Annotated in this window: 1 protein-coding gene; it reads left to right on the plus strand. The window is 68.0% G+C overall.

Going from position 1 to position 1,396, the window contains the following annotated elements; translation table 11 throughout:
- Nucleotides 1–1,396, plus strand: a 1,396-nt coding sequence (locus tag GSQ76_RS24130; protein WP_408837198.1) for a beta strand repeat-containing protein, incomplete at both ends; no start/stop codon positions are given.

The following is a 1,396-nucleotide window of genomic DNA, read 5'->3' on the forward strand; positions in this document are numbered from 1 at the left end:
GGGCACCGGCGCAATCGCTGTGAACACGCTCGGTGGTGCTGGTGCCAGCGCCTCGCTGAATGGCGCAAACGCAATCGGAACGCTGACCAAGTTCACCACCACGACCGGCTTCGCATTGACGAACACGCTAGGCCTCACCGTCGCCGGCCCAGTCACGGATGGCGCCTCGATCGCACTAACGGCGACCGGGTTGGTGCTTGCGGGCACGGTCAAGGCACCCGACGTCGCGCTCACCGCATCCAACGGCGCTGTCACCCAGAGCGGTGGGGGTATCACGACGGGCCTACTGAGCGGCTCGTCGACGGGCGCGACAACATTAACCTCCGCGACCAATGCGATTGCCCAACTAGGCGCTTTCAGCAGTGTGGGAGGGTTTGCCCTGACGGACGGGCAGTCCCTGACCGTCTCCGGCACGGTAAGCGACCCCGTTTCGGTAACGCTACGAACTGCCGCGGATCTGACGCTGAACAGCGCTGTCAGCAGCCAAACGCTGACAACGATTGCCACCGGCGCGATTACCGAAGGCGCATCGGGCAGCGTGGTAGCCACGACGCTGACCGGCACCGCCAACTCGGCCGCCTTCCCGCGCGCCACGGTTGCGACGCTGGCCGACTTCACCACGACGACCGGCTTCTCGCTGGGCGACACGGGTGCGCTGTCGGTGACTGGCACCGTGACCGATGGCGCCTCAATCGCGTTGCAGAGCAGCTTCGGGATGACGCTGTCGGGCACGATCAGGGCGCCGAGCGTGACGTTGGTGGCCGGTATGGACCCGTCCATCGGGGGCGGCATTTCGCAGACCGCCGGGTCGGTGACGGCGGCCACGCTCTCGGGGAGTTCCGGCGGCGTCGCCACGCTGACCAGCGCCGGCAACGCCATCGCCACCTTGGGAAGCTTCACCAGTACCGGCGGTTTCGCGCTCACCGATGGCACAACGCTGTCGGTCACAGGCCCGGTGACGGACACCGCCTCGATCGGGCTGACGGTCACAGGCGGTCTGTCCTTGGCGGGCACGCTGACCGCGCCGACACTGACGACCACCGTGAGTGGCGCGATCACCCAACCGAGCGGCAGCGTGCAGGTGACGACGCTGACGGGCAGTGCGGGCTCGGCCAGCTTTGTCCAAGTTGCCAACAAAGTCACCACGCTGGACGCCTTTGCCAGCAAGGCCGGGTTTGCCCTGACGGATGCTGCGCCGCTGACCGTGGTGGGTGCGGTCACGGGCACCGGGATCACCATCCTGGACGACGGGCTGACCTTCGGCCCGGCCGGTTCGCTCGTTGCGCCGGGCGGCACGGTGCAACTGGCGGCCTTGTCCTCAGCCGGGCTCACCGTGGGTGGCGGCAGCGGGATTACTGGCGCCTCACCGATCACGGCCGCGACGCTGGTGCTGGGC

The sequence above is a fragment of the Acidisphaera sp. L21 genome, from assembly GCF_009765685.1.
GTDB lineage: Bacteria > Pseudomonadota > Alphaproteobacteria > Acetobacterales > Acetobacteraceae > LMUY01.